Raw genomic sequence first — 26136 nt, 5'->3', positions numbered from 1 at the left:
AGAATGCCTCAACGCTCTAATATAAAAGAGTGCGTATGTCTGTAGCAGTAGTAACTGTTTGGTTGGGGCAAAAATTATGAGTCAAGTAGCAGGGGCTAAAGCAGATATTCCACTGCTCATTACAGAAGACAGCGGATACTGGTATCGACAGGGTAAACGACTTGATAATCAAGAGTGTTATGCAGAAGCAGTTGGATGTTATGACAGAGCTTTAGTCAAAAGTCCGAATGCATACTGGATTTGGTATGATAGAGGTTGTGCCTTACGAGAATTAGGTGAGTATGAAACCGCAGTAGCCAGTTTTAAAGAGGCATCAGCACTGCGTCCAAATGATTACTGGGCTTATTACAATCAAGCTTGCATATTAATAGAAGATTTAGATCAATTTGAAGAAGCGATCGCTACCCTCAATCAAGCTGTAGCCATTCGCCCAAATGACTATTGGGCTTATTTTCGGCGTGGAGATGCCAAAAGGCACTTAAAACGCTACGAAGATGCAATTTCTGACTATGATCACGCTCTATCAATCCGTCCAAATGATTACTGGGCGTGGTTACGTCGTGGAGATGCTTGCAGGCATTTAAAACGCTACGAAGATGCAATCAACAGTTACAAACAAGCCCAAGCAATTAATCCACAAGATTTTTGGTCTTATTACAAGTTAGCAGATACTTTCAGATATACAGAAAACTTTGCAGCAGCTCTGAAAAGTTATCAAAAAGCCATTGAAATCAAACCCAATGATGAGTATGCCTGGTATAACTGTGCCTGCTGTGCAGCCAGAATAGGGGATATTTCCCTTGCGATGGAATACCTAGAGTCAGCCCTACTCATCAATCCTAAGTTTCAGGAATCATTAAAGCATGACCCTGATTTAGTTGTAATTCGCGATCGCGGATTATTAGGAGATTTGTTACGCGAAATCAATTGTTTAAATTGATCAAGAGGGAACAGGGAATAGGGAACAGACAACAAGTTGATTTCACACTTCATCCTTCATCCTTCATAATTGTTATCTGAAGTGTTTCAATAACAAACTATTGCCATGACTCAGGCTAAAAACGTCCTTGGAAAACCCCTAGAGGTTTGTTGTACCTCGCCCATGACAGGCTTTTATCGTGATGGACTATGCAGCACAGGTGCGGGTGATGTGGGTGTCCATGTAGTTTGCGCGCAAGTGACTGAAGAATTCTTGGCATTCACTAAGTCCAGAGGAAATGATTTAAGTACACCCGTTCCTGCGTTTGATTTTCCGGGTTTAAAACCAGGCGATCGCTGGTGTTTGTGTGCTTCTCGCTGGAAGGAAGCTTTAGACGCTGGAGTTGCACCACCCGTGGTTTTGTCAGCAACCCATGCTGCGGCTGTAGAATATGTTTCTTTGAATGAATTGAAGCAACACGCGCTTTGAGGGAGGTGGGGAGGTGGGGAGATGGGGGGCTAGGGGTCCCCACTTGTGGGGTTGGGGGCAATGGGGAACTCACCGGTCCCCGCTCCCCTAAGGGAGTGGGGATTAGGGGCAGTGGGGAGATGGGGAGTGTGAGCGGTGTCGTTTAGTTATCAGTGCTCAGTTATTAAATTCTATTACTCACTGTTAACTGTTCACTGTTCACTGATTTCTAACCACTAACTAACCCGTTTCCTGAATTTGCAGGCGAATAGTACGTTCCCCTGCACCACCAAGTTGTAATTCCATCACTTCACTACCTAGGGGTTCTAAGCAATCCAAGAGCGATCGCAACTCTGGTGTACTTGCACCAGTATCTACGTACAATCTGTCTGCTAAATTACCGATGCGCTTCCAAGTCATGTACAATTTACCGATGGTTTGTTCTAACTGGGATGCTTGATTTACTAAGTCAGCAGCAATGCTTAAACAACCGACTCTTTGTGCTTCTATGAGTGCGGTTTCGATATCAACTTCTTGTTCGTTCAACGCTTGGACTTGAGCAGCAGCTTTGAGATATTTTGCCAGACTCCGGGCTTCTGAAGTTACTTGTTTGAGAGTATCGAGGTCGGGATTTTGAGCTATTTCCTTCTGTAAGCTTTGTTGATGCGATTCTGGCAGTTTTTCCATTTCCTTGACCAGAGGCGCAATATAACGGGGAGGAAGAACGTTTTCTGCTGCTTTTTGCTTGACTGGTTCGGGTAACAATTCTGACGACATCGCTGTCCATTCATCGGTGAGTTGACGTACTTCTCTTCTAGTGATGCGATCGCCTTTTTGTGCTGCTTCACTCACCATCATTTGCACTTCAGGCGCTGATTTGGCGGTTTCTACAAAGGCGCGTTTACTAAAATTCTTAATAGCACTTGGATCTAGCTTGCCTTCTTCTAAAAGCGTATCAGCACTATTGGCAAGCTGAATCCAAGCATAAGCCTGACTTTTACTGATTTCCCGTTCTTTGAGCCATTTGAGAAATCCCGCACCCCTTCCGTCTCCGCCCTTTTTCTCTCGATCTCGGACTGCTCTTAAAATTCGCCCCCGCCAAATTTCTGTTTGCAAATCAAAGCGATCACACACTTGCCAAGCTATATCTACCTGCTGTTGAAATTCCTGCTCCGGAATTCCTTCATCTTCTGGATCAGGTATCTCAAAATCCAAATCTGCCGGCTGTTGTAAGGCTGCGGCTAAGTCATCAAAATTATCGGTTGCTTGCACGGTTGGGAACGTAATAGTGTATGCGATCGGTTTATTATTACACAATCTGCGAACACTAAGTGTTGCTTGTTATAGCTCTCCATTTAAACCTCCAAAAGACACAGGAGAGGGGGGAGACACAACAGACAAAGGAAGATTCTTCCTTGTCCTCTTTGTCCTTCTTATCCCCGATCCCTCCTAGACTTTCATCGGAAAATGAACTTAACTACGCTACTTCTTTCATTTCTGCTTTTACACTCGCATACGCCCAATCTAACCACGGTAGCAAAGCTTCAATATCTGTGGTTTCGACGGTTGCACCGCCCCAGATTCTGATCCCTGGAGGTGCAGCTCGATAGGCGGCGATATCGTAAGCCACTTCTTGTTTTTCCAGGATTTTAGCTAATTTTTTTGCACATTGTCCTTGTGCTTCTGGGCTTAAACCTATAAACCAATCATCAACAATCTTGAGACAAATTGATGTACAAGAGCGAGTTTCCGGCTTTTGGGCTAAAAATTCTGCCCAGCTACTTTGCTCTACCCATTTGGCCATGGCTGCAAGGTTAGCTTGACTGCGGCTAATCAAACCAGGAAGTCCGCCGATGCTTTCTGCCCATTTCAGACCATCTAATGCATCTTCTACACATAACATTGATGGAGTGTTAATGGTATCTCCCTGAAAGATACCTTCAATTAATTTGCCTTTTTGGCTAAGGCGAAATAGTTTTGGTAAGGGACGTAGCGGTTTGTAGGTTTCCAAACGTTCCACAGCGCGGGGTGAAAGGACAATGACGCCATGCTGCGCTTCTCCACCCAAGACTTTTTGCCAAGAATAAGTAACTACATCTAACTTATCCCAAGGTATATCCATCGCGAAAACTGCTGATGTGGCATCGCAGATGGTTAACCCAGTGCGATCGCCCTGAATCCAATCGCCATTTGGGACACGAACACCGGAAGTTGTTCCATTCCACAAAAATACTACGTCGTGGCTAAAATCCACTTGCTCTAAATCCGGTAAACTCCCGTAAGGTGCTTTGAGAATGCGAGTATCAGGTAACTGGAGTTCATCGACTACATCTTTTACCCATTCCTGGCCAAAGCTCTCCCATGCCAAAATATCTAGGGGCAGTTTTCCTAGCATTGACCATAGAGCCATTTCTACTGCACCTGTGTCAGAAGCAGGGACGATACCCAGGCGATAATCTGCGGGTACACCCAAAATTTTCTTAGATAGCTCTATAACTTCTTTGAGCTTTGCTTTCCCACCTTCAGAACGGTGAGAGCGCCCTACAAAAGCATCTTGCAGAGCAGAAACAGACCAACCAGGACGTTTGGCACACGGGCCAGAGGAAAAATGCGGACGGCGCGGCTTGGTGGTTGGAGGAGTAAGAGGTGCTGACATAAGTTGAAGTTGCAAAATCACAAATGGGGGACAAGAAACCCGGTTCCTATGAGAAACCGGGTCTCTACATATTCAATGAAAAATTAGAAACGAATGGAACGATCATGCCAGATTAAATACACGTTTGTTTAGAAGAATATAAGCAAAAGTATGCGGTGTTCGCATCATTAGTATTTTTATTGATCAAAGCCAAATTAGCAAACTACTCAACTTCAAGCTAGACCCCCATGGGCAATTACCCACAACCAGGGCGCGATCGCCCATCGTATTTTACGTGCTGTCTATCATCTTTTGTCTAAACCAGAACCATTCCAAGACTTGGGTGCTAATTATTTCCCTCCATGTTGCTCTCAATCGTTAATCACAAACCTCTGTTCTCGACTATCCAAACTTGGCTATCACGTTCACTTAGAACCCTTACAGCCCTAAGAAAGTTTTGCCAATCCTCATTCTTACGCCTTATCCCCCACGCCTATTTTCAAGACAGCTAATCACGGGAAAACCCTACGAACCTTGTCATGAAAATATCAATCTTCCTACACCCCTACACCCTTACTCCCCACACCCATTTTCAAGACGGATACCAGGTAATGCAAGTGTGATCGCAATTTCTTTCCAGTAAAAATACTCATATTTATATCTGTCTATTTTCCTGTCTCCCTACCCAGTAGTTAGGGCAACAAATTGGCCTCTTAACGTGATATTTGTATAACAGCGACTCTATCTATATCTGTCAGTTAACCTAGTTTATGGGTTGTGCAAACCTATTTATCACAAAGATACCAGCAGATTACACCCCTCTTAGAGGATGGATGTCATCTGTTTGCAACCAATATAGTTTAGTTCGTTGTGAGTGGTTGGTAGAACAAATAACAAACAACAAACAACAAACATTGACAACTGGCAGTTAACAACAAAAGATTGAGTATCGTGATATTTAGCTGTGTTGAGCGTCAAAATCTTTAAGGGGAAAGATGTTAAAAAGACTAATTGGCATTCTTGTAGTTACTGTGTTGCTGACTTTTCAGTTTGTTGTCGGTAGTGCAACAGCAGTGGAGTTGGATGAAGCTTCACGCACAGTAGCGTTAAATGAAAAGGGTGACACAGTTGTAGTCAGCCTGAAACAGCTTACAGAAGGCAAACGCTTGTTTAATGAAACTTGTTCTCAGTGTCATCCTGGTGGTATCACCAAAACCAACCAGAACGTAGGACTTGATCCTGAGGCTTTGGCGTTGGCAACACCACCCCGTAACAACATTGAAGGACTAGTGGACTACATGAAAAACCCCACTACCTACGATGGAGAAGAGGAAATTTCTGAGTTACATCCCAGCATTAAGAGTGCTGATATTTTCACAGAAATGAGAAATCTCACTGATGAAGACTTGAAGGCGATCGCTGGTTATATCCTAGTACAACCAAAAGTAATTGGAATTAAGTGGGGTGGTGGTAAAATTTATTACTAAACCTCCTTTAACCAACATAGTCATCATTTCTTAGTCATCAGTTGTTAGTCATTAGTCTTGTTAAGTAGTCTAAGATGAATAGACTACTTACAAAAGGCTAGTGACTATAATTTTGCTCGATTTTCTCAAAAAAACTTACATCTACGACATATTGTCATATTTAGCGTTAATTTTATCTAAAATGAATAGAGGAAAATAAAACTTGTTGATTGGAGAAGGTTATGAAATTGATTGCGGCCGGCTTGCGTCGCTTTGGTTTAGCAGTGTTAACAATTCTTTTAGTTGTTGGCAGCTTTGCTGTTTTTACTCCTAGTGCTGCGGCTGATACATACACAGTCAAACTCGGCAGTGATAAGGGAATGCTGGCATTTGAACCTGCAAAGTTGACTGTCAAGCCAGGTGATACTATTAAATGGGTAAACAACAAAGTTCCTCCCCACAATGTTGTATTTGATCCTGCTCAATCTAAAAGTCCTGATTTAGCTAAATCTTTGACTCATAAGCAGTTACTGATGAGTCCCGGCCAAGGATATGAAACTACAATCCCCGCAGATGCTCCCAAAGGTGAATATACCTTCTACTGCGAACCTCACCGTGGTGCTGGCATGGCTGGTAAACTCATTGTTGAATAGCACTCCACTCTAGTTCTACAAAGATACTTCTGTGGAAAACTGACAGTGCCAATTTTGGATTTTGGAGCCAACCAAATTTTGGACGCAAATCTAAAATCCAAAATTGGTTAGTTCCACCTTGAAAGCTTTTAGCAGCCATAGAATATTACTGAAAGGATTTTTTCAGGGGCTAAAAGCTTATCCCAAGGAGAATATTTTGAGAATTCTATTATTAATTTTGCTATTTGCGATCGCGCTGTCATTTTTTATATTTACCAGTCCAGCACAAGCAGCCGAAATATCTGATGCTGCCAAAATATTTAATTCTAACTGTGCTTCTTGTCATATTGGTGGTGGTAATATTCTCATCGCTGAGAAGACTTTGAAAAAGGAAGCCTTACAAAAGTATCTGAAAAATTACGACACTGACTCTATTGCAGCGATTATTCATCAAGTACAAAATGGCAAAAACGCTATGCCTGCTTTTAAAAGCAAGTTAAGCGAAGATGAAATTATCCAAGTAGCTGCCTACGTTTTTCAAAAAGCAGAACAGGGTTGGTAATCTCAAATTCAGTTATCAGTTATCAGTTATTTGTTAACTGATAACTGATAACTATTCATTGTTTACTGTTGATTTGAGTTTTGTCTTTGCTGTTTCAGTTGGCGCAACTGCTGTAATAGTTTTTGGTTGGGATTTTGACTGTTATTCACCTGCAACCGAGATGCCTGGGGTGTGGATTGAGCCTGATTTGTCCCCACTTGTACTGGTGGTGCTGTGGGTTTTACAGTTGCTTGTATGGGTTGCTGCTGTTGAGGTAATTGTTGATTTTGGGGAAGCGATCGCAAACGCTGCTGTAAATTTTGCTGTCCGCTTGGAGATGACTGTGTTTTACTTGTTTCCAAAATCGGCAATTTTTGAGGAACTAATACAGGCAATTTTGGTGGAGTAGCAGCTGCGGGAGTGATGTTACTATTTGGTAAGAAAGAGAGTCTAAATGGATAGTACTGAGGTTTACCATTGGTCTGCACAGGATTTTTTTGGAAATAATCTCTAAAGTATTCCCGTGCTGCGATTTTAAGGTTGGATGGAACTGAATTGTCAAGAAACTCTATCGACTCAACCTTACCATCTGTATAGACTAAACCACCTTCTATTTTTCCTTCCTGCCCTCTTTGACCACTAACGGTTTCGGAGATCAGTTTTTTGGTTTCAATGTTGGGGTATTGATCCCTTACTTTGCGTAATTGATCATTTAAAGAAGTGATTTTCGCGATTTGTTGTGCTGTCACCTGGGATGTTGTTAGTGCTGGTGGTGACAACTCGGGCTTCACAGGTGTAGGCTGTTGTGGTTGCCATTGTGGTAAGTTTGTACCCCCCATCGCTAAGTTGCCTCCTGGTTGCGGAGTGCCACCAGGAGCCACAAATTCCTGATTGGGAAGCCCTGGGGAAGTGTTAGAGTTATTTGAAGAGATAGAAGCCGGGGTGTTAGGCAGATTGCTGGGTATGTTAGTAGGCTGTAACTCAGACAAATTTTTGGGGATGTTAGCAGCCTGTAAATCTGGCAAATTTGTGGGGTATTGGGAGTTAGACGTGTTGACAGAAGATGGTAGCGGTTGCGGTTTTCCTAAGCCAATTTCATCTTGTAAACGAGTAATTTTCCTGTCATTAACACGCGGAATAGTTGTTGTGTCATTCTGGCTGACATCAAACTTCGGCTGAAGTTGGAAGTTTCGTGTTTGAGCTACCTGCAACTGGTTCTTCTGGGGTAAAGGCAGGATGCTAACTCGATTGGGAGATAAGGGAACAGGGGTTAGTGGTGGTTCAACAAGAGATGTTGGTGGTTGTGCTGGTAAGGGTGTGGATTTGAGCGCAAAGTTGGGGAAAGGAGGAACTTGCGCTTGTAGAGGAACTTGCCCAACTTGGGGCAACTGTGCTTGTAAAGGAATTCCTGGTTGCTTGGGAAGTCCAGATGTAGTTGTTTGCGGCAGACGATTTTGATCAGCCTGGTTTAATTCAACAAGTCCGACGCCAGTTTTTGGTGATTTTGTCTCTTTTGGTTTGGTTTCCAGCTGCATCCACGGGAGAAATAAGGCGATAACACCGTGGATACCAACAGAGGCTAGTACTGCTATCCCTGTTGGCTGACTAATTATTTCTGGTATGGTTTTTAATATGGAGACGTATGACATAGCTGTTCTCGTTCACTCGGCTTGATTGAAATAAGCTGAAAAACTTAGTTTTTGACTACAGTAATAACTTTAGTAAGGGCATTCCTCTACAAATAATAACTTCCTACACCATCAGGCAAAACAGGAAAGCTGCAACGTCTTAAAAAGTGATTTTATTAAAATTGATATAACATTGTACTAGAAATTCTGTTCTGTCAATGCTTATCTTCAAAAATAGTTATTTTTATGTACTCTACAATTCATTAGGATTGTCACAGCCAAAAGACATAATCAAGCTGAGATCGGGTAAGAAAGTCTAAATTAGCAGAAAAAGAAAAAGTTTTACTTTGTAATTGCAAATACAAACATACAAAGGCTCCTTGAGAATAACGGTTGTAAGAGGTACTTAAGTATAACTTACATATATTCAAGTTGGCTGAAAGAAAATAAATTAAACAAGCAGTTAGTATCAGTTCCAAACTTTACGCCTATCAAGTAAAACCTCTCCTTGCCTAACGGTGCTTCTCTCGTAGTAGGCTACCGTGTACGCAAGATATTGTTTAATCACTCCATACCTCGTTTTGTTATGCCACTGTCTGACTCACCATCCGGTGATTTTTGCGGTGTTAAGACTATGTCCATAACTGACCCTACCAAATTCTACAAAGTTTCATACATTTAGCCACCAATGAGATAAGGGGGACAAGGGGAGAATTGTATCAAGAATTTTGTGAAATGGTAGTGGCTACGAAAATCACCGGATACGTAAAAATTCTATCCGGGGAATTTCGCTGCCAATTTTTTAAATTTTGATTTTAAATTCTAAATTAGAAGTTTCCTCAGGTCAGGATTTGGCAAAGATACAGTCATAATACTGGCAGAAATAAAATTTTGTGGTTACATTAAAAACATTGTTGGTAACTAAGGTTAATTATTAATTACTAATAGATAATTGGTGATTGGTATCTTCCCATTCCTGATCGCCCCTCATCCCTAAAGGGAGCCTTGAGTTCCCCATTTCTCATTTTCAATTTCCTAAGTTGTACAATGAATCGCTTTTCTTCTGCTTCCAAGACATCAAGTTTTCATGCAGACATTCTCAAGGAGACTCAGATTGGTCAATTTTGTGGTTGTTCAAAATTATTTCGCGATCGCTACGAAATTTTACGCATTTTGGGTAGAGGTGGTTTTGGTGTCACGTTTTTAGCCAAAGATGCAGTATTACCTGGGAATCCTTTATGTGTGATCAAACTGCTTTGTCCGAAGGTGAAAAGTCGCCAAAGCCGAGAACGCACTTGTATGCATTTTAAAAAAGAAGCAAAAACTTTAGCTCAACTTGGCAGCCATTCCCAAATTCCCATGCTTTTAGACTATTTTGAAGTCAATGGAGAATTTTATCTAGTTCAAGAATACATACAGGGTGCGAATTTGGCATGGGAAGTAAAACGCAAAGGCCCCAAAAGTGAAGCTGAGGTGAAGCAGTTTTTGCGAGAACTACTATCAGTACTGCATTATGTTCACAAACATCATGTTATTCATCGAGATATCAAGCCTCATAACTTACTGCGTTGTGAGGATGATCAAAGATTAGTGCTGATCGATTTTGGTGCAGTCAAAGAAGAATTACTAGACGCCGCAGGCGCAATGACTCAAACCAACCATACACATTTTGTAGGAACGATGGGATTTGCACCACCAGAACAATTTTCCCTACGTCCTGTTTATGCTAGTGATATTTATGCTGTAGGCGTCACCTGTCTTTATCTATTAACTGGAAAATCACCTTTAGAATTTGACCAAGATCCAATTTCCGGTGAAATTAGTTGGCACAAACAAGTTAAAGTTAGCGAACATTTTGCTCTAGTCTTAAATAAAATGCTCAAATTTTCTTTAGATGAGCGTTTTAAGTCAGCAGATGAAGTGATGTGGACTTTGGGTATGGAATCCTACGTGCCAACTTTAACTAGCTGTTTAACTAACCAAAAACTAGGAAGTGGAACTAAAGTTAACAAACTTACTGATGCATACATCCCACCTGTAGCAAGGACTGCAAGCGCTATTCGGGAATGGCAAGCAAAACTCAAAGCCCGCAAATCTATTGAGCAAAAAAATATTTATATATCAAATTAATCTTTCAATAATATAAATTAATTAGAACTTACGCAAAATCATGAAAAAACGAACCACAAAGGACGCAAAAAACACGTAGACACGTAGCGGCTTCCCGTAGGTTAGAGAAGAGGCTTAGGAGAGTTTTTGCGTAAGTCCTGTTAATAAATAAATGAATGCGTACTATAGACACTAGTTTGAAATTGCTTGAGCAGCACTAATAAATAAAGGTTATTGATTGTGCTTAATTACTGACTACTATCAATTTCAATATGAATCTATTTTTTGGTGAAGCTGCGCTAAATTCTCTCCATACCTCTTCGTGTTCTTTGCGTCCTTTGTGGTTCGTTTTTATGTATCGCGCGTCAGCGCATTTTCATACAGGATTGGCATGATATATCTAATACATCAAGCTTTGACATCGCAAAATCCTGTGAGAACATAGCTTGATATTTACTGAGTCTATTAATCTACTAGCTTGCAGTCATAAAATGTACAAAACTTTTAATAGAATTTAGTATAATACAAGAGATTATTAGTCATATACAAAAATTTTCAGGGCATCCTTAACTTCATTTACCACGCAGTTGTACCTCTTGTAATCAATGATCTGCTGCTTAAATCCTGATTGCCCACATCCCCTCAATCCTGATGGAAAGGAGTTCTGCCAAACTTGTAACAGTCCACTCGTGCAGCTGTTACGGAAGCGCTTTCGTGTCATCCGGGTGCTTTCAGATGAGGGTGGATTTGGTAGAACCTATTTGGCAGAAGATATAGATAAACTCAATGAACGCTGCGTTATCAAACAATTAGCACCAAAATTTCAAGAAAGCTGGGCCCTTTCCAAAGCGATGGATCTATTTCAGCGAGAGGCACAGCGGCTGCAACAACTCGGAGAACATCCGCAAATACCAACTTTATTGGCTTACTTTGAAGAAAACACATACCTGTATTTGGTGCAGCAGTTCATAGATGGACAGAACTTATTAAAAGAGTTGCAACAGAAAAGAGGGTATAGTGCTAAAGAAATTCGAGAAATTTTGTTAGATTTACTACCTGTTCTCAGATTTATTCATGAACGAGGAGTGATTCATAGAGACATCAAGCCACAGAATATTATCCGGCGTAAAAGTGATGGGCGTCTATGCTTGATTGATTTTGGTTCTTCTAAGCAATTAACGGCGAAAGTACACATACAAATGGGTACTTCTATAGGTTCACACGGCTATTCAGCAATTGAACAAATTAGAGACGGTAAGGCCTACCCAGCCAGCGATTTATTTAGTTTAGCGGCTACTTGTTTTCATCTGCTTACAGGAATTTCTCCTTTTAAACTTTGGACAGAACATGGCTACGCCTGGGTGCAAGATTGGCAACAATATTTGAAGAGTCCGATCGCTAATGAACTGGCTGAAGTTATTGATAAACTATTAGCAAAAGATGTGCAGCAGCGCTATCAATCAGCTGAACAAGTGCTGAGAGACTTGATGCCGAAGCAGCTATCAGCTCGAAAAACAGAAGTTGCTAACTCATCGGTGATATTACCACCCACCCAACCGCCATTTATACCAAGAAAATATGCACTGCTGAGAAATTCATTCTTGGTTGGTTCTTTCGTCATGGTGATAGTGTTGGGTGAATTCTTTTATCGGCAGTCTCACAACTTTAACATTTCTGTTTCTTCTCGTTTTGGTCAAGCGGACGACACATCAACAAATACTGAAGCTATTCTTCCCCAATCTTCTAAACTACCATTGGGGAATTTTTATTTAGCGCATACATTCAAATCGCCTTCCAAATCGGTTTTGTCTGTTGCGATTAGCCCAGATGGTAAGACAATTGTCAGCAACAGCGGTGACAGTATTAAACTCTGGAGTCTAGCCACTGGACAGGAGATTATTACTCTTAAAGGGCATAGCGATCGCGTTAATGTTGTTAGCATCACCCCAGACGGGCAAACCTTAATCAGTGGTAGTGAGGACAATACCATCAAACTCTGGAATCTGGCCAGAGGACAGGAAATCCGAACTTTTGAAGGACACACGAATTCAGTTCATACCCTTGCTATTAGCCCAGATGGCAATATTTTAGCTAACGGTAGCGATGACAATACGATTAAACTGTGGGATTTAACGACAGCCCAGGAAAACCACACTCTCAATGGTCATACTTCTTGGGTACGAGCGATCGCCTTCAGCCCTGATCAAAAAACTTTAATCAGTGGTAGTCGTGATCAAACTATCAAAGTTTGGGATGTGACAACTGGACAAGAAATCCGTACTCTTACCGGACATACTCAAACTGTAACATCGCTCGCCATCACGCCGGATGGGAAAACCCTGATCAGTGGTAGTGATGATAAGACCATCAAAATTTGGGATTTGACAACCGGAAATCAAATCCGTACCCTCACAGGTCATTCTGGAGGAGTTCGGTCTGTTGCCCTTAGTCCAGATGGTCAAACTCTAGCTAGCGGTAGTGGCGACAAGACTATTAAATTGTGGAATCTAAAAACAGGCGAAGTAATTCGCACCCTAGCAGGACACGGCGACGGAGTTCAGTCTTTGGCTTTTAGTCAAAATGGCAACATCCTTGTTAGTGGTGGTTTTGACAACACCATCAAAATTTGGCGAGTCTCAAGTTAACCATTTTTTTACATATAAAAAGTAATGTTAAAGATTCGCCAATAAATCTGAAAAGTCATTCATCCAATGGGTAAATAAATTTATCCCCACAAAAATATATACAATCTCTGGTTTGTGAATTTCACAGCATGAGACGTAAGCAACTGCTGAATTTGCAATGTCTGTACAAATGAGTTACTCAAAAATAAAAATTTTAACGGGTGCGGCGATCGTGCTTTTAGGAGCTGGAGGAACTTGGCTGTGGCAGTCTGCCCCAGGCGCAACCAGCTTATCTGTTCAAAGCGCTAATCAGCTAGATAAATCGGCGTGGGTAAATGTTGGGATTGGCGACGCTCTCACCCTAAAAGGACATGCCAACTCTGTTTGGTCTGTCGCAATTAGCCCTGATGGTAAAAAAGTCGCTTCTGCAAGCACAGACAAAACTATCAAAATTTGGGATCTGGCAACAGGAACAGAATTACACACCTTGAAGGGGCATTCTCAATGGATCAATTCTGTTGCTATCAGTCCTGATGGCAAAATGCTTGCTTCCGCCAGTGCAGATAATACCATCATTCTTTGGGATTTGCCAACAGGAAAATTAATTCGTACCTTAAAGGGACATTTAGCTTCGGTTCAGTCTATCGCCTTCAGTTCAGATAACAAAGCTTTAGTAAGTGGCAGTTGGGATCAGAGCATTAAACTGTGGGATGTCACCACAGGCAAACAAATTCGCAGCCTGAAAGGAGATTGTGATGTCGTAGATGCGATCGCCATTAGTCCCGATGGTAACACGGTTGCTAGTAGTAGCTATTTTGACAACGCTATTAAAGTGTGGAATTTAAACACAGGAAAACAAATTCGTGTGTTGAGAGGTCACGAGCAGGCAGTTCATTCCCTTGCTTTTAGCCCAAATAACAACACTCTAGCAAGTGGTAGCTGGGACAACACGATCAAACTATGGGATTTGAGAACTGGTAAAGAAACTTACACATTCACAGGGCATACCAACAAAGTCTGGTCTGTCAGCTTTAGTCCGGACGGCAACACTTTGGCTAGTGGCAGTTGGGACAAGAGCATCAAACTTTGGAATGTGAACACTGGGCAAGAAATTCGCACCCTTACCGGACATGACGACAAAGTTTGGTCTATCACCTTTAGTAATGATGGCACTTCTGTTGCAAGTAGTAGTCTTGACAAAACGATCAAGATTTGGCGGGTGGCGCAATAAAAATGGTTGGTAGTTGTTTGTTGATAGTTGGTTGGAAAACAATCAACTACCAACAAACAACAATCACCTAAATCAAAAAACAGTCAATCGATATGTACCTGTTCGTTGAGGAACAGAAGAAATCACTACAACATAGTAAGTGCCATCTTCAGGTAACTTAGCTCGATCAATCAGCGCTGTGTATCTACCATCTTTGTCATTATCTGCGGCAATTACTTGACCTTTAGAATTGAGGAGGACGATATAGGGGGAAAATTGTTCTAGGACGCTATCTACACGTATGCTTACAAGTTGGTCTCTTTTGCCTTCAAAGCTAGAAACATTGTAAGGGCTGCCATTCTTTCTCAGATTGGAGCCATTTGCTGTTAATTGCTCTGATTCATCAAGAGTGTAACTAGCTCTGTCGTTCCTTAAAGCCAAACTATAGCGTCCTATTTCTCCAGGATTACGGCTAGTAACTGCGATTGTATACACACCTCTAGCAGGTAATCTGACAAACAAAAATGCATCTTTAGCTTCCCCATTACTACCAGTTTCCCCACTACTTCTTTTAGCCAGAACGTTATTGTTGGGGTCAAGCAAAATCATGAACGGATTGAGGTTCAGATTACTAGAACGGCGTTGGTCAGCACTACCCACAAGTCTAATTTGAATTAATTGATTTTCTCGACCCTCAAACTGATAAAAGTGAAAATACCTGCCTTGGGATTTAAAGTCACCCGGCGCTAAGACACCTAATTGAATGTCTACAAAGTTAATTGATCTGGCGTTAGGTATTTTGCTTCCAGAAACAGGTGAACCACCAGAATTCCTGTTATTGTTTGTACCCTGATTGTTGGTTGGCTTGGGAGTCCTAGAACGTGTAGAATTCGCAGGACGATAATTCGGCTGTGGTGCTGGTTGAGTATTGGTTGGTTTAGGTGTATTCGGTGTAGAAGGACGGTAAGTAGGCTGTGGTGCTGGACGAGTAGTCGGAGGAGAAGGACGGTAAGTAGGCTGTGGTGCTGGTTGAGTACTCGCAGGAGAAGGACGAGAGGTTGGCTGCGGTGCTGGCTGAGTACTCCCAGGAGAAGGACGGTAAGTAGGCTGTGGTGTGGGAGTTGATGCTGGAGTTGGAGTCGGTGTTGGGGAACCAGTACCAGAAGGTTGTGGCGTGGGTGTAGATGCTGGAGTTGGAGTCGGTGTTGGGGAACCAGTGCCAGAAGGTTGTGGCCTGGGAGTTGATGCTGGAGTTGGAGATGATGTGGGTGTGGGGGGAATGGGAGACTCTACTGGTGGATTAGTTTGAGCAGGTGGAGACGGTTGCGTAACAGGAATTTGCTCAATTGCTTGTTTTACTGCTTCTGGCTCTCTCTCATCTGGTGTTTTGGCAATTTTGAATTCTCGCGATTGTTTTGGAATTTCTAAGGCATTGATAGGCAGAGGATAATTTGTAATTAACAAACTGCTACTAAGAGAAATAATTAAAGCCAAATCAAATTTATGCCAAAAAATTTTTTTGCTTTTTCTTTTGAACATATCACTCCTCAAATTTTCGATTCATAATATAGTTAAAAAAACTCAATCTTTTATTTTGAAGCCGCTAAATTTTTACTAAAGTTTATTTATATTTTGAGATTAATTTTAGAAATAATTTGAGTTTCGCATTACTTACTAATAAGTTATGACTTTAAATAAATACCTCCTGTTTTTACTACTTTAGATAGTTGTTTTTATAAAATTTGAAATACGTAAACTCTACATCAGAGCTTGTATTGTTTTTGCATAGTCTTTATCATACCAAAGTGGTATTTAGGAAATTTTTAACAGACTTGTGCCAATGTTCAGTTAAAAATTTCGTTTACGTGCTTCTTTCGCAGTATACAATTTGGGTACACAAGCGCACTTATCGCAGCGGCTGTTCTGCTAGTAACCATGATGATAGAAAAATGTCTATACTTTAATTTTAGATTGCTTAGTTACCAGTAGATTTCTTTCTAAGTCAGAAAGTTTATTTTGGTAACTTAATAGCAAAATGATACGACATGAATTAATATATACTCAAGCTGCAAATTTATTTTTAGTATGATTTGCTGCCTGAATCCCGAGTGCCAACATCCTTTAAATCCTGATGGTAGCCAATATTGTCAGAATTGTAAAACACCACTAGTACCTCTGCTGAGAGGTCACTATCGTGTTATCGAAAGATTGTCTGTAGAAGGTGGATTTAGTATCACCTATCTAGCGGAGGATATCGACAAACTAAATGAAAAATGTGTTGTTAAGCAATTAGCGCCAAAAGTCAAAGATACGGGGGCGCTAAAAAAAGCGGTTCAGCTTTTTGAACAAGAAGCCAAACGATTGCAAGAGTTAGGAGAACACCCACAAATTCCTCATCTGCTAGCTTACTTTGAGCAAGATAACTACTTATATTTAGTACAGCAATATATTGATGGACAAAATTTACTCAAAGAATTGCAGCAGCGAGGTAGATTTAGCGAAAGAGAAATTCGAGAACTTTTATTAGATTTACTGCCAGTTCTTAAATTTATCCATGATCGCGGAGTAGTTCACCGAGATATCAAGCCTCAAAACATTATTCGTCGTAAATCTTTGCATCCTTCTTTAGAAAGAGATTCAAAGGGAGAGCTAGTGTTAATTGATTTTGGAGCCTCGAAGCTGCTGACAACAACAGTGCAGCCAAAAATGGGAACAACTATCGGTTCACACGGCTATACTCCCATTGAACAAATGCAGGATGGAGAAGCTTATCCAGCGAGTGATTTATTTAGTTTGGGGGCTACTTGTTTTTACCTGCTAACTGGAACTTCTCCATCCAAATTGTGGATGCAACAAGGTTATGGTTGGGTATCATCTTGGTGGCAATATTTCAGTACTCCTAGTAGAGGTGGACTTGCCCTTTCTATGGAGTTGGGTAGGGTTTTAGATAAGCTGCTAAAGATAGAGATTCAAGAACGCTATCAATTAGCCGATGATGTGATTAAAGATTTATCACGTCAACCACCGCTATTACCAGAACTTGATGAAACCATACTGTCAGGTTCGCCAGAAAATAGAGGCGGATTTTTTGCAAAATCAAGTAAGAAACTGAAAAATCGCCTGTTAGTTAATGCTGTGATTGTCATATTGGCATTAGCAGGGGTTTGGTATTTTCAGTCTCGCCAACAGGCAACTCAGTCTTCTGATTTTGTTCCACCTCAAGATATTATTGTCCAAAACTCTGACGAACCTAGCACTTTAAAAGGACATGCTAGTGATGTTAATTCTGTGGCTTTTGACTCGGATGGGCAAAAGCTGGCTAGTGGTAGTGATGACAAAACTATTAAAATATGGGATTTAGCAACCCAAAAAGAAATTCAAACCTTGAAAGGACATTCCGGCTGGATTTGGGGTGTGGTATTTAGTCCAGATGGGCAAACTCTTGCTAGTGCGAGTGCAGATCAAACAGTCAAATTGTGGGATCTGGCAACTGGCAGGGAAATTCGCACTTTTAAGGGACATCAAGCTGGGGTTACTTCTGTAGCCTTTAGTCCAGATGGGCAAACTCTTGCTACTGCTGGCTTAGACAAGACAATCAAACTGTGGAATGTGGGAAGTGGAAAAGAAATTTGCACTCTTGTTGGACATTCTAGGGCGATCGCTTCTGTAGCTTTTAGTCCCGATGGGCAAACTGTTGCCAGTGGCAGTTGGGACAAGACAATTAAACTATGGAATGTCAATACTGCTAAGAATATCCGCACCTTGAAAGGACACTCTGATTTGATTATTTCTGTAGCTTTTAGTCCCGATGGTACTAGCCTAGCTAGTGGCAGTAAAGACAAAACTATTAAACTGTGGGACTTGGCAACAGGAAAAGCAACTCTGACTTTAAAAGAGCATACTGATAAAGTCAATTCCGTTGCCTTTGTACCTAACACTGCTAAAAATAAGTCTTTAGATACAGTCAGACTTGTAAGTGGTAGTAGTGACAATACGATTAAACTGTGGGATCTAAAAACAGGAAAAGAAATTCGTACCCTCAAAAGAGATTCTGGTTATATCTATTCTGTTGCTATCAGTCCAGATGGGCAGAATGTTGTTAGTGGCGGTAGTGCGGACAATATTATTAAGATTTGGCGAGTGCAGAATTGAGTTTGGGGATTGGGGATTGGAAAGGGACAAGGGAGATGGGGGAGTGTGGGGAGACAAGGGAGAAAACAAACAACTAACCACTAACTACTAAAGAACAACCAACAACCAACAACTAACAACTAACAACTAACAACTAACAACTAATTCCAGTCTTAAATTTTGTCTGGATCAATTCCTAATTCCCGCAACTTTTGCGCTAAATGTTCTGCACGTTGTCGTTCTTGTTGTGCTAATTCCTCTGGTGTGGGTAATTTTCGTCCCTCTTGGTCATACCAGTATAACCACTCTCGTGTGCGTCCTTGATAGGTTCCCTGTTCTCGCCCAATTGCCAAACCAATTTCTGGCATCCAGACACGCGCACCTGGTTGTAATACATAATTTCCCTCAACTAAGCGATAAACTTCTAGAGGTTCTCGCTTGCGTCGATAGCGGCGAGTTGGTACGTAAATCGCGTAATATAAAATTCCTAATTGCGCATAATCAAGCTTTTTCTGTTCGTACTCGCCACCGTAGGTTTTGGAAACAACCTCTAATGCAAAAACTGGGACAATACCATCCTCTTCCCACAGCACATAACTTAAACGCCCATCTTCGTCAACAAACCTTTCTACCCCCAAGCTGAGAAACCCATCTGGTACTAAGGGCGATTGACTGGGGGCATAGTAGATAGCCATATCTACACCGAAAAACCAATCAGTGCGCTGACTCCATGCTAAAGCCAAAATTGCTGCTAATAAGTTTGGAATCAGATTTTGTAGTTCGTTATCCACTGGGGTGTCATCAGAATCGGGAAGTTCTGCCGAGGATGGCAGACAGTCTAAGGGATTGTACTGGAGCATGACAGCCCTCGTCTAGCTTGCTAGGTCTATTTTAGGTTAGTCGAATGAGTGTTGAGGGCGATCGCTCAAATCTTGCACCTGCCCTATTTCCCGCCAGAGAATAAATTTTCTGGCTAATAGCCCAAGTCTACTTAAAGTAGACTGAATAAATCAGCCCTTCAACCTACTTGGAGTGGGTTTTAACTATTAGCCCCAAATTTATTTGAGGGCGGGATGTTGGGCTAATGAAATCTATCGAACTCACATTAATTGAGTAAAACTTGCACTTCTTCTCCTGAAGGAATCAATGTTTGCCCCACAGCCATCACAGCTAAAGCGTTAGTTTGGGCGAGATTAATTAAATTACCAGAACTTTGACTGCCACCAGCAAGCTGAAATTCGTAAATTCCGTTTTGTAAATGTAATTTGCCCCAAAAATAAGTTTCCCACTTACCATTAGATCGCAATTCCTGATGATTTAATGCTTTAATAAACTTTGGTTGCCAACCATCTACCAACCCAGAAACTTTTTTGATAGTTGGTTGTACGAATCGCCAAAATGTCACCAATGCTGATGCTGGATTTCCTGGTAAACCAAAGTAAATTACTTGATCTCTAAATGTTGCAACTGTGAGGGGTTTACCGGGTTTCATTGCCACTGCTTGAATCTGAATTTTCCCCTCTAAAGACTTGATAATTTGCTCAACATAGTCATAATCTCCCACAGAAACACCACCAGAAGAAATCACTATGTCGGCGTTGGATACTGCATAGGCGATCGCTTTTTCTAAGGCAGCTGGTTCATCTGGGACTATGCCTAACATTAATGGTTCTGCCCCACTCTGCCTAACTAAAGCTGCTAAAGCATACTGGTTAGAATCGACGATTTGTCCTGGTTGCAGGGGGTTTTCTGGGGGGACGAGTTCATTTCCTGTAGAAAAAATTGCTACTCGTGGACGGCGATAAACACTGACTTGTGTACACTGGGCAGTCGCTAAAACAGCAATTTCTGACCCATGTAACATAATGCCTGGTGGTAATAATTGTGTCCCGGCTTCATAGCAAGCTGCACGTTGTCTAACAAATTCTTGTGGTTTTTGAGGTGCTGTCAGGATTAATACACGCTTTTCCTGTCGCTGCGTATTTTCCTGCATGACCACAGTATCCGCACCTGCTGGCATGACTGCACCAGTAAAAATCCGCGCTGCCTGCCCTGGCCGAATTGTAGATTGGGGTTGATACCCGGCTGGAATTTCTTCAACAATTTCTAAAATTACAGGCTGTTGTTGAGTCGCCTGCTGTACATCAGCGTAACGTACTGCGTAACCATCCATCGCGGAATTATCCCAATAGGGAAAGTCCAACTGACTCGCAACCGCAGAAGCAAGAATGCGACTATCTGCTGCTAACAAATCGACAATTTCCATATCCTGCTGGTTATCCAGAGGTGATACTAAATTGAAAATAGTTGCTTCTGCTTCACTAACTGAAAGCATTAGAGATAGCTCCAACTAAAAAGAGTACACCAACTTCAGACTAAAACCAAACGAAATAATCTATCCGTGTACATCTGTGTGCATCTGTGGTCGATTTCTTATACATAAATTTTGCCGTGATATGAAATTACGACTCAAGCATTAATAGAAGTAGGATTAGTTCGGCTGTGAATTATGAAAAGTCGTCCATTGGTTTACGACCTAACGTAAAAAATATAGTTATATCGTTCCAGATTCCTTTTCCTGTAACTAGTGCCTCTAGTTGTGCATCATACTCAGTTTTAGCTTGTGCTTCATCGTAATGATGACTTCTAAGGCTATATAAATCAGCAGTTTTGTGCTTGTATTCGTTTAGCATTAACCATTCACATCTATTTCTGGCCAAAGTCTTTCCAACTGGCGTCGCCAAGCAGCTAGAGTTTCTTCTCTTGCTTGCGAAGTTTGGTTTTCATCTCCCATTAATCCTTCGGCGTAGAAACGTTCCAGGTTTTGCATCGTCGATTCTAGGGACTGACCTTGGAGTTTCGCTGCTATAATCACCTGGCGGATGCGACTTTCTACTAGCCGATTAAAGGCATCATCTAAACCAGCAGCATGTAAAGTAATGAGTCTGGCGATCGCATCTCGAAAATCTTCTACAACCAAGCTGTTGCAGCCATGTTGAAATACTCCCCAAACTACACCTTGCTGTAAGGCATAACGTACTTGCTGAGTATCATCAAAATTTGCTTCTAAAAACTGTTCTAAAAAAGGTTGGGCTTGTTGTGCTGGTACTATCGGTATCAAAAGTCGCAACCAACTTTCATCATCTGAAAGTAGTACCAGTAGACGAAAGGTAGAAGTTTCTACTTGCCAAGAACCGGGTGCGATCGCCTTGACATCTGCTTCACCAAATAATTCTGCTAGCGTACTTGCAATTTCTGAAGGCGTCATAGTGTTTTTTTTGATCCACCCTCTAGCCTAGCGCAGCTTTGGTATTAGTTGGTTGTTGGGTGTTGGTTGTTGATTGTTGGTTGTTGATTGTTGATTGTTGGTTGTTGATGGTTGGTTGTTGGGTGTTGATTGTTGATTGTTGGGTGTTGATGGTTGATTGTTGGGTGTTGATGGTTGATTGTTGGGTGTTGATGGTTGGTTGTTGGTTGTTCAAATAACTAACAACTAACCACTAACAACTAACAACTAACCACTAACTAATCTTTTTTATAAATCAAAAAATAAATTTTCTTGTCATAGTACAATCTAGGAGACTGACCACCATCAAATAAGATACCTTCTTGAATATTCCCTAAGCAGTTATTGTTAGCAATTCCCGTTAATACATCATCGAACATATTTGGTAAAAGCTCTTGATTTAAATCCGATACTTCTATATCTGAATTTGCTTTTAAGTCATTTACTAAAAGAATTACATATCCTTGGTTGGTAATAGCTGCTATTGAACGATTTGTGGCTTGCTTACAAGCAAATTCACCTAAATCTTTACAAATATCTTTAAAGCGACCGTTACGATAAAATCTGCCATTTCCACCTACAATATTATAGTTGAGAATATTATTACTTCTTCTACCTGCTTGGATGGTAGCTAATCTTTGTTGTGGTTTTCCTCCTGAAATTCCAAAAGAAGAACGCTTATTTTTAAATTCTCCTGAATATTCTACACCTCTGGAAATATTTAAACCTTGTGGTTTATTATTAATATCTATATAATCGGCGTTGATTGCTGCTAGTGGTTCTAGCCCATTTAATTTAGAATTATTATCGCTAATTAATTCATGAAACATTTTTGGGACATATTCTTTACGTAGTTTACCTCTGGCATCTTTCGCATAAAGTTGGTGAGCTAAACCAACATTGACCTTAAAATCTAATACTGCTGATTTAGGATTAAAGATAATCACATGATTAATTCCTCTTTTATCTTCCTTACCTCGATTATTGGCTTTCAAAAAAGTAATACTAAAATTTTTATCCTTGCCAGGGCATTTTGTAACTACTTTGGTATCAGCTTGAGATTCAAGTTGTTTGCAACCAGATAAACTAACAACAGTAATTGTCAAGATAGAAATTAAGAATAAATATTTGGTGTACATAAAAAAATTGTTGTGAGCGTGAATTCTCTCAAAAAATAACTCAAAATTTGAACGAACACTGTCTTGGAAAGCTCGATCGGAGGAAACCTCCGCACCCTAACGGGAAGCCGCAAAACGTCTACAGACTTTCCGCAGATGCACACAGATAAACACCAATAGATCATGAGATTGCTGCTAAGTTAATCCCCAATCCCTGTTAAGACTTCCCTATTTTCAAGATAGATTTCAGTTAATTGAAAATTTATTGTTTTAATTGTGTTTATGAATAAACCTGTGATCTGGGTACACGGAGACTGCTTGAGTCCGCATAACCCCGCTTTGCAAGAATATCCAGATGCACCTGCTATCTGGGTTTGGGATGATGCATTACTAGAGGAATGGCAACTTAGCCTCAAACGCATCGCTTTTATCTACGAATGTTTGCTAGAGTTACCTGTAATTATCCGGCGTGGCGATGTAGCAGAAGAAATTTTAGCTTTTGCGAAAGAAAATAATGCTACCAAAGTAGCGACAGCAGAAAGTCCTAGTCCCCGATTTGAAAGTATTTGTCAGCAAATAGAACGTTCTATAGATTTGGAAATTTTTGAATTAGAACCATTTTTTGATTATGACGGTTATATAGACCTGAAGCGCTTTTCTCGTTACTGGAAAGTGGCAGAAAAATATGTTTTTGATTAAGCTAACTGCAAAGGCAATCCATCTTGAAATGTTAGTAATTCACCTGGTTTGATGATTGTCCAGACTTCGTTGTCGGTAAGGGGTGTGGTAGCAATAACGGCGACGCGATCGCTTGGTTTTGTCAATTCGCTAAAATCTACTGTTAAGTCTTGATCAATCAGGTGGGCAGCAGCAAAGGGCGCTTGCCTGATGATGTAGCAAAGTTTGGTGGAACAGTGACTAAAAAAGTATTCTCCGTCTGACAATAAGTAATTAAAAATACCTAATTCAGAAATTTTATCAGTAATTTCTCTAAGAACAGGATATAGTTTTTCCAAAGAAGGTCTACCTTCAGGAAAACTTTGACGTATCGTTTCTAAAATCAAGCAAAAAGCTTTCTCACTGTCAGTATTGCCCACAGGTTGATAATATTGCATAGCAGTAGGATGAAATTCTGGTAGATCACCGTTGTGGGCAAATACCCAATACCTTCCCCACAATTCCCGACGAAAGGGATGGCAGTTTTCTAGGGCAATTTCACCTTGGGTAGCTTTGCGGATATGGGCTATCACATGGGTGGAATGAATTGGATAGTATCGCACTAACTCTGCAATGGGAGAACTAATCGAGGGTTTAGCATCGATAAACATTCGGCATCCCTTACCCTCAAAAAAAGCAATACCCCAACCATCACGGTGATCATCTGTTTTTCCCCCCCGTGCCGCAAAGCCTTCAAAAGAAAAGCAAATATCCGTCGGGGTATTGCAATTCATTCCTAGCAGTTGACACATGGCGTATTTCTGGGCTAAAGAGTAATGGTTATGGGTTTAACCTTTTTTATATCATTGACTGTCCGCCCAGAGAGTACTCAAAATTGCGATCGCAATAAAGTTATTAGTTATTGTCTAACTGAAAGTGAGCTAAAAATATCTTTTCCTTCCCAGTGTGCCTACTGTGTATATACAATTTGAATTTACCCCCCTTAATCCCCCTAAGATTCGGGGAGAAAACGGAAATTCAGCTCCCTCCCCTTTGCAAGGGGAGGGTTAGGGTGGGGTAAAACCCTGATTAATTAGCTATTTCCGACTTGTGTGTACACCTTAGCCCAGGTGCGGGGGGTGTTAGGGCGGGGTTCAACCTTAAAGTTGCTTCACCTCAGAAACTAGCTTTGACACCATGTCTTTGGCACTACCAAAAAGCATCGTGGTTTTATCTTTGTAGAACAACTCATTATCTACGCCAGCAAAACCTGCACTCATTCCACGCTTAATTACAATCGTGTGCTTTGCCCTATCTACTTCCAAAATTGGCATTCCGTAAATTGGACTGTTGCTATCACTGCGTGCGGCTGGATTGACTACATCATTTGCCCCAATTACCAGCGCTACATCTGTTTGTTCAAACTGGGGATTGATATCATCCATATCGTGCAGTTGTTCATAGGGAACGTTTGCTTCTGCTAGCAATACGTTCATGTGTCCGGGCATTCTGCCAGCTACGGGGTGGATGGCATACTTAACATCAACACCCATGCGTTCCAGTTGATCTGCCAATTCACGTACACTATGCTGTGCTTGCGCTACTGCCATTCCGTAACCGGGAACAATCACTACAGAACGAGCATAACCCAGCATCATTGCGCCTTCTTCTGGATCGATGCTGCGGACAGTTTGATCGGTTGTACCACCACTAGCAGTACCCGCGACTGCACCGCCACTGCTGCCAAAAGCATCAAACAGTACGCTGATCAAAGAACGGTTCATCGCTTTACACATAATTTCGGTGAGGATGATACCAGATGCTCCCACCAATGCACCAGCGATGATTAGCATGTTGTTCATCACCACAAAACCAGCAGCCGCCGCAGCTAAACCAGAAAATGAGTTTAATAGCGAAATTACTACTGGCATATCGCCGCCGCCAATGGGGATGACAAACATCACACCCAAGACTAGAGAAACTGCGACAATTCCCAAAAATACTGGTAGGTTATGTGGTTCCATAAGTAAAAAACCACTACCTACTACATAGGAACCCAACAACAAGGCGTTGAATGGTTGCTGCAAGGGAAATGTAATTGGGGAACCGCTGATAATTCCTTGTAATTTGGCAAATGCCAGCATACTACCTGTAAAGGTGACACCACCAATTAACACATCCAACAACATGGAAATGTTGGCATCTAAGGGTACTGTTTCAGCGTGTTGCAACAACCGCCAAAACTCAGCAACGGCAACCAAAGCAGAAGCAGCACCACCTAAACCGTTGAGTAAACCCACCATTTGGGGCATTTCCGTCATCTGGACTTTATAGGCAGCGATCGCACCTAGTACCGATCCAATTGCCAATCCCAACAAAATCATCTCGTAGTTCAACACATGCTGATCCAACAGTGTTGCCACAATTGCCAACAGCATTCCCACAGCCGCAATCACATTGCCTTGTCGTGCTGTGGCGGGTGAACCCAGTTTTTTCAATCCCAGAATAAATAAAGATGCAGCGACCAAATATGTCAACTGAATGCCAGTCGGAAGAAAATCAGTCATAAGATAAGCACAGTAATTTGTTGATTGTTGATAGTTGATTGTTGGAGGTTGATTGTTGGTGGTTGATTGTTGATAGTTGATTGTTGGTGGTGAGTCCAGCCCCCCAAAAAGGCGGTTCCCGTCACGATGGGGGACTGGCGAACCC

22 protein-coding genes are annotated in these 26136 nt (G+C 41.4%); 10 read left to right on the top strand and 12 right to left on the bottom strand.

Annotated features, from left to right (window positions below):
* The first annotated feature begins 76 nt into the window (after nucleotides 1–76).
* Both UYI_RS0117690 and UYI_RS0117685 read left to right on the top strand, forming a co-directional pair.
* Complete coding sequence (locus tag UYI_RS0117690; protein WP_016867979.1) at nucleotides 77–940, top strand: tetratricopeptide repeat protein; 864 nt, start codon at nucleotides 77–79, stop codon at nucleotides 938–940.
* A gap of 105 nt (nucleotides 941–1045) precedes the next feature.
* Nucleotides 1046–1408, top strand: a complete 363-nt coding sequence (locus UYI_RS0117685) for a DUF2237 family protein (protein ID WP_026086021.1) — start codon at nucleotides 1046–1048, stop codon at nucleotides 1406–1408.
* 219 nt (nucleotides 1409–1627) lie between these two features.
* Here UYI_RS0117685 and UYI_RS0117675 read toward each other — a convergent pair whose 3' ends face one another.
* Together UYI_RS0117675 and UYI_RS0117670 are read right to left on the bottom strand one after the other, a co-directional pair.
* Nucleotides 1628–2659 carry a hypothetical protein gene (locus UYI_RS0117675; protein WP_016867976.1) on the bottom strand — a complete coding sequence of 344 codons (1032 nt, stop codon included), beginning with the start codon at nucleotides 2657–2659 and terminating at the stop codon, nucleotides 1628–1630.
* Nucleotides 2660–2864: 205 nt separating this feature from the next.
* Nucleotides 2865–4043 (bottom strand): phosphoserine transaminase, encoded by a 1179-nt coding sequence (locus tag UYI_RS0117670; protein ID WP_016867975.1) that lies wholly within the window; start codon nucleotides 4041–4043, stop codon nucleotides 2865–2867.
* 974 nt (nucleotides 4044–5017) lie between these two features.
* Here UYI_RS0117670 and psbV point away from each other — a divergent pair.
* On the top strand, nucleotides 5018–5509 hold the full coding sequence (gene psbV, locus UYI_RS0117665; RefSeq protein ID WP_016867974.1) for a photosystem II cytochrome c-550: 492 nt from the start codon (nucleotides 5018–5020) through the stop codon (nucleotides 5507–5509).
* Nucleotides 5510–5730: 221 nt separating this feature from the next.
* Nucleotides 5731–6141: a plastocyanin gene (petE, locus tag UYI_RS0117660; RefSeq protein WP_016867973.1), complete on the top strand. Its 411-nt coding sequence runs from the start codon at nucleotides 5731–5733 to the stop codon at nucleotides 6139–6141.
* On the opposite strand, the gene UYI_RS36910 is transcribed toward petE, so the two are convergent.
* Entirely contained in the window at nucleotides 6128–6280 is a 153-nt protein-coding gene (locus tag UYI_RS36910) for a hypothetical protein (RefSeq protein ID WP_016867972.1), read from the bottom strand. The genes petE and UYI_RS36910 overlap by 14 nt on opposite strands.
* Nucleotides 6281–6337: 57 nt before the next feature.
* Here UYI_RS36910 and petJ point away from each other — a divergent pair, with 57 nt between their 5' ends.
* Complete coding sequence (gene petJ / locus UYI_RS0117650) at nucleotides 6338–6682, top strand: cytochrome c6 PetJ (protein ID WP_016867971.1); 345 nt, start codon at nucleotides 6338–6340, stop codon at nucleotides 6680–6682.
* 62 nt (nucleotides 6683–6744) lie between these two features.
* Here petJ and UYI_RS0117645 read toward each other — a convergent pair whose 3' ends face one another.
* Nucleotides 6745–8310 carry a hypothetical protein gene (locus UYI_RS0117645; protein ID WP_016867970.1) on the bottom strand — a complete coding sequence of 522 codons (1566 nt, stop codon included), beginning with the start codon at nucleotides 8308–8310 and terminating at the stop codon, nucleotides 6745–6747.
* 1026 nt (nucleotides 8311–9336) lie between these two features.
* Here UYI_RS0117645 and UYI_RS0117640 point away from each other — a divergent pair.
* The 3 genes from UYI_RS0117640 to UYI_RS0117630 all read left to right on the top strand — a co-directional run bounded on the left by UYI_RS0117640 (nucleotide 9337) and on the right by UYI_RS0117630 (nucleotide 14253).
* A complete protein-coding gene (locus tag UYI_RS0117640) occupies nucleotides 9337–10419 on the top strand; it encodes a serine/threonine-protein kinase (protein ID WP_016867969.1) in 1083 nt (360 codons plus the stop codon).
* Between the two features lie 584 nt (nucleotides 10420–11003).
* Nucleotides 11004–13043, top strand: coding sequence for a serine/threonine-protein kinase (locus tag UYI_RS0117635; protein WP_026086020.1), 2040 nt, complete (start codon nucleotides 11004–11006; stop codon nucleotides 13041–13043).
* A 157-nt stretch (nucleotides 13044–13200) separates the two neighbouring features.
* Nucleotides 13201–14253: a WD40 repeat domain-containing protein gene (locus UYI_RS0117630; protein ID WP_016867967.1), complete on the top strand. Its 1053-nt coding sequence runs from the start codon at nucleotides 13201–13203 to the stop codon at nucleotides 14251–14253.
* Between the two features lie 72 nt (nucleotides 14254–14325).
* Here the strand turns inward: UYI_RS0117630 and UYI_RS0117625 are convergent, their stop codons facing one another.
* Nucleotides 14326–15771: a PPC domain-containing protein gene (locus tag UYI_RS0117625; protein WP_016867966.1), complete on the bottom strand. Its 1446-nt coding sequence runs from the start codon at nucleotides 15769–15771 to the stop codon at nucleotides 14326–14328.
* Nucleotides 15772–16317: 546 nt separating this feature from the next.
* Between UYI_RS0117625 and UYI_RS0117620 the strand changes: the two genes are divergently transcribed.
* Nucleotides 16318–18384, top strand: coding sequence for a serine/threonine-protein kinase (locus UYI_RS0117620; protein ID WP_016867965.1), 2067 nt, complete (start codon nucleotides 16318–16320; stop codon nucleotides 18382–18384).
* Between the two features lie 152 nt (nucleotides 18385–18536).
* On the opposite strand, the gene UYI_RS0117615 is transcribed toward UYI_RS0117620, so the two are convergent.
* The 5 genes from UYI_RS0117615 to UYI_RS0117590 form a co-directional block, all read right to left on the bottom strand.
* Nucleotides 18537–19223 carry a Uma2 family endonuclease gene (locus tag UYI_RS0117615; RefSeq protein ID WP_016867964.1) on the bottom strand — a complete coding sequence of 229 codons (687 nt, stop codon included), beginning with the start codon at nucleotides 19221–19223 and terminating at the stop codon, nucleotides 18537–18539.
* A gap of 245 nt (nucleotides 19224–19468) precedes the next feature.
* Entirely contained in the window at nucleotides 19469–20698 is a 1230-nt protein-coding gene (locus tag UYI_RS0117610; RefSeq protein WP_016867963.1) for a molybdopterin molybdotransferase MoeA, read from the bottom strand.
* Nucleotides 20699–21055: 357 nt separating this feature from the next.
* Nucleotides 21056–21631 (bottom strand): hypothetical protein, encoded by a 576-nt coding sequence (locus UYI_RS0117600; protein WP_016867961.1) that lies wholly within the window; start codon nucleotides 21629–21631, stop codon nucleotides 21056–21058.
* A gap of 22 nt (nucleotides 21632–21653) precedes the next feature.
* Nucleotides 21654–21845, bottom strand: coding sequence for a hypothetical protein (locus UYI_RS32850; protein ID WP_016867960.1), 192 nt, complete (start codon nucleotides 21843–21845; stop codon nucleotides 21654–21656).
* Nucleotides 21846–21888: 43 nt separating this feature from the next.
* Nucleotides 21889–22788 (bottom strand): phosphodiester glycosidase family protein, encoded by a 900-nt coding sequence (locus UYI_RS0117590; RefSeq protein ID WP_016867959.1) that lies wholly within the window; start codon nucleotides 22786–22788, stop codon nucleotides 21889–21891.
* A gap of 261 nt (nucleotides 22789–23049) precedes the next feature.
* Here UYI_RS0117590 and UYI_RS0117585 point away from each other — a divergent pair, with 261 nt between their 5' ends.
* A complete protein-coding gene (locus tag UYI_RS0117585; RefSeq protein WP_016867958.1) occupies nucleotides 23050–23466 on the top strand; it encodes a hypothetical protein in 417 nt (138 codons plus the stop codon).
* On the opposite strand, the gene UYI_RS0117580 is transcribed toward UYI_RS0117585, so the two are convergent.
* Nucleotides 23463–24236, bottom strand: coding sequence for a class II glutamine amidotransferase (locus UYI_RS0117580; RefSeq protein WP_026086019.1), 774 nt, complete (start codon nucleotides 24234–24236; stop codon nucleotides 23463–23465). The genes UYI_RS0117585 and UYI_RS0117580 overlap by 4 nt on opposite strands.
* Nucleotides 24237–24584: 348 nt before the next feature.
* Nucleotides 24585–25991 carry an NAD(P)(+) transhydrogenase (Re/Si-specific) subunit beta gene (locus UYI_RS0117575; RefSeq protein WP_016867956.1) on the bottom strand — a complete coding sequence of 469 codons (1407 nt, stop codon included), beginning with the start codon at nucleotides 25989–25991 and terminating at the stop codon, nucleotides 24585–24587.
* Between the last annotated feature and the right edge of the window lie 145 nt (nucleotides 25992–26136).

Origin of the sequence: Fischerella muscicola PCC 7414, from assembly GCF_000317205.1 — a bacterium.
Lineage (GTDB): Bacteria > Cyanobacteriota > Cyanobacteriia > Cyanobacteriales > Nostocaceae > Fischerella > Fischerella muscicola.
This window is presented reverse-complemented; position numbering and strand designations above follow the sequence as displayed.

Excerpts from the sequence above, each read along its gene's own strand:
- UYI_RS0117690 (WP_016867979.1), top strand. The coding sequence starts at position 77 with ATGAGTCAAGTAGCAGGGGCTAAAGCAGATATTCCACTGCTCATTACA.
- UYI_RS0117685 (WP_026086021.1), top strand. The coding sequence starts at position 1,046 with ATGACTCAGGCTAAAAACGTCCTTGGAAAACCCCTAGAGGTTTGTTGT.
- UYI_RS0117670 (WP_016867975.1), bottom strand. The coding sequence starts at position 4,043 with ATGTCAGCACCTCTTACTCCTCCAACCACCAAGCCGCGCCGTCCGCAT.
- psbV (WP_016867974.1), top strand. The coding sequence starts at position 5,018 with ATGTTAAAAAGACTAATTGGCATTCTTGTAGTTACTGTGTTGCTGACT.
- petE (WP_016867973.1), top strand. The coding sequence starts at position 5,731 with ATGAAATTGATTGCGGCCGGCTTGCGTCGCTTTGGTTTAGCAGTGTTA.
- UYI_RS36910 (WP_016867972.1), bottom strand. The coding sequence starts at position 6,280 with ATGGCTGCTAAAAGCTTTCAAGGTGGAACTAACCAATTTTGGATTTTA.
- UYI_RS0117645 (WP_016867970.1), bottom strand. The coding sequence starts at position 8,310 with ATGTCATACGTCTCCATATTAAAAACCATACCAGAAATAATTAGTCAG.
- UYI_RS0117640 (WP_016867969.1), top strand. The coding sequence starts at position 9,337 with ATGAATCGCTTTTCTTCTGCTTCCAAGACATCAAGTTTTCATGCAGAC.
- UYI_RS0117635 (WP_026086020.1), top strand. The coding sequence starts at position 11,004 with ATGATCTGCTGCTTAAATCCTGATTGCCCACATCCCCTCAATCCTGAT.
- UYI_RS0117630 (WP_016867967.1), top strand. The coding sequence starts at position 13,201 with ATGTCTGTACAAATGAGTTACTCAAAAATAAAAATTTTAACGGGTGCG.
- UYI_RS0117625 (WP_016867966.1), bottom strand. The coding sequence starts at position 15,771 with ATGTTCAAAAGAAAAAGCAAAAAAATTTTTTGGCATAAATTTGATTTG.
- UYI_RS0117620 (WP_016867965.1), top strand. The coding sequence starts at position 16,318 with ATGATTTGCTGCCTGAATCCCGAGTGCCAACATCCTTTAAATCCTGAT.
- UYI_RS0117615 (WP_016867964.1), bottom strand. The coding sequence starts at position 19,223 with ATGCTCCAGTACAATCCCTTAGACTGTCTGCCATCCTCGGCAGAACTT.
- UYI_RS0117610 (WP_016867963.1), bottom strand. The coding sequence starts at position 20,698 with ATGCTTTCAGTTAGTGAAGCAGAAGCAACTATTTTCAATTTAGTATCA.
- UYI_RS0117600 (WP_016867961.1), bottom strand. The coding sequence starts at position 21,631 with ATGACGCCTTCAGAAATTGCAAGTACGCTAGCAGAATTATTTGGTGAA.
- UYI_RS0117590 (WP_016867959.1), bottom strand. The coding sequence starts at position 22,788 with ATGTACACCAAATATTTATTCTTAATTTCTATCTTGACAATTACTGTT.
- UYI_RS0117585 (WP_016867958.1), top strand. The coding sequence starts at position 23,050 with ATGAATAAACCTGTGATCTGGGTACACGGAGACTGCTTGAGTCCGCAT.
- UYI_RS0117580 (WP_026086019.1), bottom strand. The coding sequence starts at position 24,236 with ATGTGTCAACTGCTAGGAATGAATTGCAATACCCCGACGGATATTTGC.
- UYI_RS0117575 (WP_016867956.1), bottom strand. The coding sequence starts at position 25,991 with ATGACTGATTTTCTTCCGACTGGCATTCAGTTGACATATTTGGTCGCT.